This is a genomic window from Aquipuribacter hungaricus (assembly GCF_037860755.1).
GTDB lineage: Bacteria > Actinomycetota > Actinomycetes > Actinomycetales > JBBAYJ01 > Aquipuribacter > Aquipuribacter hungaricus.
The window spans coordinates 1-6704 of sequence record NZ_JBBEOI010000192.1; the positions used below are offsets into that span (position 1 = coordinate 1).

Here is a 6704-nt window from a genome sequence, read left to right on the forward strand (position 1 = left end):
GCGGCGGCGGGCACGAGCAGGGTGGCGGCCAGCAGCGCGGTGCCGGCGGCGGCCACCGCGCGGCGCACCGAGGACGGGCGGGGCAGGAGGGCAGCGGTCACGGCTGCCCATCGGCAGCGCGGGCCGGCTCCTTGACCACCCTCAGGCGCGGGAGGGCACCTGGCGGTGGAGCAGGCCGTGGGCCAGGCCGTCGACGAGCGCCTCCCACGACGCCTCGACGACGTTCGGCCCGACACCCACCGTGGTCCACGACCGGCCGTCGTCGGCGGTCTCCAGCAGCACCCGGGTCACCGCGTCGGAGCCGTGGGAGGCGTCGAGGATCCGCACCCGGAAGTCGACGAGCTCGAGGGCGCCGAGCTCGGGGTAGGTCGGGGTGAGCGCGGTCCGCAGCGCCGCGTCGAGGGCGTTGACGGGGCCGTTGCCCTCGGCGGTCGCCACGGTCCTCCCGCCGCCAGTCACCAGGCGGACGGTCGCCTCCGACGTCGCGTCGCCGTGCCCGCCGCCCGGCCGGGTCTCGGTGATGACGCGCCAGGAGTCGACGTGGAAGTAGTCGGGGACGTCGTCGCCGAGGCCGAGCTCGCACGCCACCCGCCGGACGAGCAGCTCGAACGAGGCGTCCGCGGCCTCGAAGGTGTAGCCCTCCTGCTCACGGGCCTTGACGGCATCGGTGACCGTCGACAGCAGGGTCGGGTCGGACAGGTCGAGGCCGAGCTCGCGGCCCTTGAGCTCGATGCTCGCCCGGCCCGCCATCTCCGAGACGAGCATCCGCATGTCGTTGCCGACCGCGGTGGGGTCGACGTGCTGGTACAGGTCGGGGTCGACGCGGATGGCGCTGGCGTGCAGGCCGGCCTTGTGGGTGAACGCGCTGGCACCGACGTAGGGCTGGCGGGAGTAGGGCGGCACGTTGGTGATCTCGCTGACCGCGTGAGCGATCCGGGTCGCCTCGGTCAGGCCGCCGGGCGGGAGCACCCGCCGGTCGCGCTTGAGCTCGAGGTTGGCGAGCACGGTCACCAGGTCGGCGTTGCCGGTCCGCTCGCCGTAGCCGTTGAGCGTGCCCTGGACCTGCACGGCGCCGGCCTCGACCGCGGCCAGCGTGCTCGCCACGGCGCACCCGGTGTCGTTGTGGCAGTGGATGCCCAGGCGCGCGCCGGTCGCGCCGACGACCTCGGCCACCAGGTCGGCGACGACGTCCGGCAGGTGGCCGCCGTTGGTGTCGCACAGCGCGGCCGTCGAGGCGCCCGCCGCGAGCGCGACCTGCAGCACCTCCAGGGCGTAGGCGCGGTCCAGCAGCCAGCCGTCGAAGAAGTGCTCGGCGTCCAGGACCACCTCGCGGCCCTCGGCGACGAGGAACGCCACCGTGTCCGCGACCATCGCCAGGTTCTCCTCCGGCGTGGTCCGCAGCGCCTTGGTGACGTGCCCGACGTGGCTCTTGGCGACCAGGGTGACGACGGGTGCGGCGGAGTCCAGCAGGGCCCGGACCTGGGCGTCGGAGGACGCCTGGCCGCCCGGGCGCCGGGTGGACCCGAACGCGGCGAGGCGGGCGTGGCGCAGCCGCAGCTCGTCGGCCGCCCGGGCGAAGAACGCCGTGTCCTTGGGGATGGCGCCCGGCCAGCCCCCCTCGATGACGCCGACACCGAGGTCGTCCAGGTGGCGGGCGATGGCCAGCTTGTCCACGACCGACAGCGACAGCCCCTCCTGCTGGGCACCGTCGCGCAGGGTGGTGTCGTAGACCTCGAGCGCCGGCAGCGCCGTCATGCCGTCACCGTCATGCCGTCACCGTCATGCCAGCTGCCGCAGCCAGCCGTGGGTGTCCGCCGCCCGGCCGTGCTGGATGTCCAGCAGCGCCTGGCGCACGCGCATGGTCACCGGGCCGGGCTCGGTGCCCATGACCGTCTCGCCGCCCTCCCAGGCCAGCCGGCCCAGGGGCGTGACGACCGCGGCGGTGCCGCACGCGAACACCTCGGTGATCTCGCCCGAGGCGACGCCCGCGCGCCACTCGTCGACGGACACCCGCCGCTCCTGGGTCCGCAGGCCGAGCCCGCCGGCGAGGGTGAGGATCGACGAGCGCGTGACGCCCTCGAGGATCGTCCCGGTGAGCTCGGGGGTGACCAGGGTGCCGTCGGCGTGGACAAAGTACAGGTTCATCCCGCCGAGCTCCTCGACCCAGCGCTGCTCGGCGGCGTCGAGGAAGCACACCTGCTCGCAGCCGTGGGCGAAGGCCTCCTGCTGCGGGGCCAGGCTGGCGGCGTAGTTGCCGCCGCACTTGGCCGCGCCCGTGCCGCCGGGGGCCGCCCGGGTGTAGTCGGTGCTCAGCCAGATGCTCACCGGGGACACCCCGCCGGAGAAGTACGCCCCGGCCGGGGAGGCGATGACGCAGTACGTCACCTCGTGCGCGGGGCGGACGCCGAGGAACGACTCCGAGGCGAACATGAACGGGCGCAGGTAGAGGCTGGACTCCCCGCCGGAGGGCACCCAGTCCACGTCGGTGCGGACGAGCGCCTCGATGGAGGACAGGAACAGCTCCTCGGGCAGCTCGGGCAGCGCGAGGCGCCGCGCCGACCGCGCGAACCGGGCGGCGTTGGCCTCGGGCCGGAAGCCCCACACCGAGCCGTCCTCGTGCCGGTAGGCCTTGAGGCCCTCGAAGATCTCCTGCGCGTAGTGCAGGACCGCCGCGGCGGGCGAGAGCGTGATGGGGCCGTAGGCGTGGACCCGGGCGTCGTGCCAGCCCTCGGCGGGGGTCCAGGTCGCGGTGACCATGTGGTCGGTGAAGTGCTTGCCGAAGCCGGGCGCGGCCAGGATCCCGGCGCGCTCGGGCTCGGGCAGGCGGGCCACGCCCGGGTCGACCTCGAACCGCAGCACCTGCTGCACCGCTGCCTCCGTCGCTGCCTGCGTGGACGTCGTCTGCGTCATCTCGCGCCTCCCAGCACTCGGCCCCGGACCCGGGGGTCCCGACGAGGGTAGGGGGTCCCGCTCAGGCCCCGAGCCGGGCCAGCACCGCGTCGGTCACCGCGCGGGTGCCGGGCCGGGCCGCGGCGGGGTCACGGTCGGCGAGCGCGCCCACGACGGCGGTCTGGACGCGGCCCGCGGCCTCGCCGAGCCCGACGTGCTCCAGCAGCAGCGCGACCGACAGGAACGTCGCCGTGGGGTCGGCGACACCCTGCCCGGCGATGTCCGGGGCGGAGCCGTGCACCGGCTCGAACATGCTCGGCGCGGTCCGGTCGGGGTTGACGTTGCCGCTGGCGGCCAGGCCGATCCCGCCGGTGACGGCCGCGGCCAGGTCGGTGAGGATGTCGCCGAACAGGTTGTCGGTGACGACGACGTCGAAGCGCTGCGGGTCGGTGACGAGGAAGATCGTCGCCGCGTCGACGTGGAGGTAGTCGACGGTGACGTCGGGGAACTCCTGCTGGACGGCCTCGACGGTGCGGCGCCACAGGTGGCCGGCGTGGACGAGGACGTTGTGCTTGTGCACGAGCGTCAACTTCTGCCGCGGCCGGGCGGCGGCGCGGGCGAACGCGTCCCGGACGACCCGCTCGACGCCGAAGGCGGTGTTGACGCTCACCTCGGTGGCGATCTCGTGCGGCGTGCCGACGCGCAGCGCGCCGCCGTTGCCCACGTACGGGCCCTCGGTGCCCTCGCGGACGACGACGAAGTCGACGGGGCCGCGGTCGAGGACCGCGGGCGACAGCGGGCTGGTGGCCCCGGGCAGCAGGACCGACGGGCGGAGGTTGACGTAGTGGTCCAGCTCGAAGCGCAGCCGCAGCAGCAGGCCGCGCTCGAGGACACCGGACGGCACGCCCGGGTCGCCGACCGCGCCGAGCAGGACGGCGTCGTGGCGCCGGATGCTCGCCAGGTCCTCGTCGGTGAGGGTCTCGCCGGTGCGGTGCCAGCGGGCCGCGCCCAGGTCGTGGTCGGTGGTGCGGACCTCGACGCCCTCGGCGGCGGCGCGCAGCACCTCCAGCGCGGCGCCGACGACCTCCGGCCCGATGCCGTCCCCGGCGACGACCGCGAGGTCCAGCGAGGTCGGGGTGCTGGTCGGGAGGGTGCTCGTCGTCTCGGCCATCCCCCGAGGCTAGGTGCGGCCCCCCGGCCGGCTCTCGCCCGTCCGGTCGCTGGTCCGGCCGCTGGTCCGGTCGCTGGTCGGGGAGCCGGTCCCGCAGCTGGTCCGGGCCGGCTCGTCAGGGCGTGCGGACGCCCTTGCGCCAGGCGGAGAACGACTGCGCGGGGCCGCCCGTGGGCCGCACCAGCCAGCGCCACGGGTGCCGCTCGACGACGTCCACGGCGGCCGACCGGCGGGCGAAGCCGGGCACCGGGGCATGGGTGACGGCGACCGGGGTCCCGGCCAGCGCTCCGGGCACCGCGCCGCGGGAGACGACGACGTCGCGACGGGTCGCCAGGTCGGCGACGGTCTCGGCGAGGAACACCAGCCGCTTGCCGGACAGCCGCAGCCGGGCCAGCAGCGGGGCGTCGAAGACGACGACGACGGGCAGGTCGGGGTGAGCCCTCAGCGCGGGGTCGTCGTCGCCGAGGGACTCGAAGGTCAGCCACACCGCGGCCGGCGCCCGCCCGTCGGCCTCGACCGCCGCCGGTCCCGCGAGCGCGGGCGGGCTGCCGGCACGCAGGCCCTCGGGCTCGACCGGGACGCGGGGCCCGGTCGCCTCGGACGGCCAGTCCTGGATCGGGCAGGCGTCCTGCAGGGGGCAGCGGCCGCACAGCCCGGGCGCGCGCTTCTCCACCTGCCAGCGGCTGAACCCGTACGGCTTGCCGCTGCCCGTGCCCACGGTCCACTGCCAGCCCAGCCGGTTGGCGGCGCGGGAGCCGTCGAGCAGGTGCCGGAAGAAGGCGTCCTCGCCCTCGCGCCAGTCCCACCCGGCGCGCACGGTCCACTGCGAGGCCAGCCACATCCGGGTCTGGTTGACCAGCCAGCCGTCCCCGCGCAGCTCGTCGGTGACGGTCCTCACGCAGAGCATCTCGGCGGGCCAGGCGTCGCCCTCCCACGGCCCGGTGCGGGGCGGGCCGTACCGCAACGGCGCCGCCATGGCCGAGCCGGTCCGGGCGTACACGTGGCGGGCGTACTCCTGCCACAGCAGCTCGTCGCGGTACTTGGTCCGGTCCCGGGGCGGGGCGTCGGCGACGTGGCGCCACACGGCCGGCAGGTCCAGGAGCCCGTACCTGATGTAGGGGCTCATCCGGGAGGCGCCGCGGGAGCGCTCGGGCAGCACCTGGCTGCGCCGGGAGGCGTAGCCGGTGACGTCGAGCGCGGCCAGCGCGGCGTCGGCGGCGCCCTGGCCGCCCCGGAACGCCGGGCTGGCCCGGACCCCGTCCGGCCCCTCCAGGGCGAGGTCGCCCAGGTGCTCGGCGACCCAGGCCACCGCCGCCTCCGGGTCGTCCGCCACGTCCTCGCCCGGGGTGGGCAGCCGCGTCCCCGTCACCCCTGCACCGACCACCCCACGACTGTGCCCCGGCGGGACCGGGCCCGCGACCGCAGCCGTCCCCGGGGCCCGCCGCCTACGCTGCCGCCCGTGACACCGGCCGCGACCCGCACCGGGCAGCCGGGCGCGCAGCCCCTGCCCGGCGAGCGGCGACCGCCGGGCCCGGTGCTGCGCTGGTGGCGGGCCCACGTGCTCGTCGTGGACGCGCTGTGGGTGGCCGGCTTCGCCCTGCTGTCGCTGCTCGCCCTGCTCGCCGGGGGCTTCGCCACCGGGCCGGGCGGGGCCCCGGTCCCGTTGGGAGACCAGGCAGCGCTCACCGCGGTCCTCCTGCTGCCGCTGGTGTGGCGGCGCCGTGCGCCGGCAGCCGTGGCCGGCGTCGTGGCGGCCGTCCAGTTCGTCCAGCTGCTCAGCGGGACGGCGGCGGTCCTCCCGGCCAACGTGCTCGCCACCGTGTCGGTCCTGTTCACCGTCGCCGCCTACGGCGGCCGGGACCGGACCTGGCAGGCGTTCCTCGCCCTGGCGCTGGCCGGCTGCGCCCTGCTGGGCTGGCTGGCCGACGCCAACACCGCGGTGGCGGCGGGCACGACCGTCGTGGGCGCGACCCTGGCCGGCTACCTGCGCCGGATCGTCCGGGTGCGCGACGAGGCGGCCGTCGAGCGCGCCCGGCGCTTCGAGGTGGAGCGGGACTCCGCGGCGACGGTCGCGGCCGAGCAGGAGCGCCGCCGGATCGCCCGCGACCTCCACGACGTCATCGCCCACTCCCTCACCGTCGTCGTCGCGCAGGCCGACGGCGGCCGCTACGCCGCCCGGACCGACCCCGACGCCGCGGTCCGGTCGCTGGAGACGGTCGCGGCCACCGCCCGCGGCGCGCTCACGGACCTGCGCACCGCGCTCGGCGTGCTGCGCAGCGACGACGCCTCGGGGACCGCCCCGCTGCCCGGCGCGGCGGACGTCCCGGACCTCGTCGCCTCGGTCCGCGGCAGCGGTCACCCGGTCACCCTCACCGTGGTCGGCGACGCCTCCGAGGTGTCGGGCGGCACGGGCCTCACCCTGTACCGGGTGGTGCAGGAGTCGCTGACCAACGTCCTCAAGCACGCCGGGCCCGGTGCGGCGACGGCCGTCGTCCTCGAGCACCGGCCCGGGACCGTCGCGGTCAGCGTGACCGACGACGGCGCCGGCACCGCCGCCCACCCGGGGGGCGGCGGGACGGGGTCGGGACTGGACGGGATGCGCGAGCGGGTCGCCGCGGCCGGCGGCACCCTGCGCGCCGGCCCC

Annotated in this window: 5 protein-coding genes; 1 reads left to right on the forward strand and 4 read right to left on the reverse strand. The window is 76.6% G+C overall.

Going from position 1 to position 6704, the window contains the following annotated elements; genetic code table 11:
• Nucleotides 1-141: 141 nt before the first annotated feature.
• The 4 genes from cimA to WCS02_RS15730 all read right to left on the reverse strand — a co-directional run bounded on the left by cimA (nt 142) and on the right by WCS02_RS15730 (nt 5444).
• The gene (gene cimA, locus WCS02_RS15715) at nt 142-1755 is read right to left on the reverse strand and encodes a citramalate synthase (RefSeq protein WP_340294928.1); all 1614 of its coding nucleotides are present in this window, start codon (nt 1753-1755) and stop codon (nt 142-144) included.
• Between the two features lie 24 nt (nt 1756-1779).
• On the reverse strand, nt 1780-2910 hold the full coding sequence (locus WCS02_RS15720) for a branched-chain amino acid aminotransferase (RefSeq protein WP_340294930.1): 1131 nt from the start codon (nt 2908-2910) through the stop codon (nt 1780-1782).
• Nucleotides 2911-2971: 61 nt separating this feature from the next.
• Nucleotides 2972-4060: a 3-isopropylmalate dehydrogenase gene (locus WCS02_RS15725; protein ID WP_340294932.1), complete on the reverse strand. Its 1089-nt coding sequence runs from the start codon at nt 4058-4060 to the stop codon at nt 2972-2974.
• A gap of 115 nt (nt 4061-4175) precedes the next feature.
• Entirely contained in the window at nt 4176-5444 is a 1269-nt protein-coding gene (locus WCS02_RS15730; RefSeq protein WP_340294934.1) for an FAD-binding domain-containing protein, read from the reverse strand.
• 75 nt (nt 5445-5519) lie between these two features.
• Here WCS02_RS15730 and WCS02_RS15735 point away from each other — a divergent pair.
• Nucleotides 5520-6704 (forward strand): sensor histidine kinase (locus WCS02_RS15735; RefSeq protein WP_340294936.1); only part of this gene is annotated, 1185 nt, incomplete at its 3' end.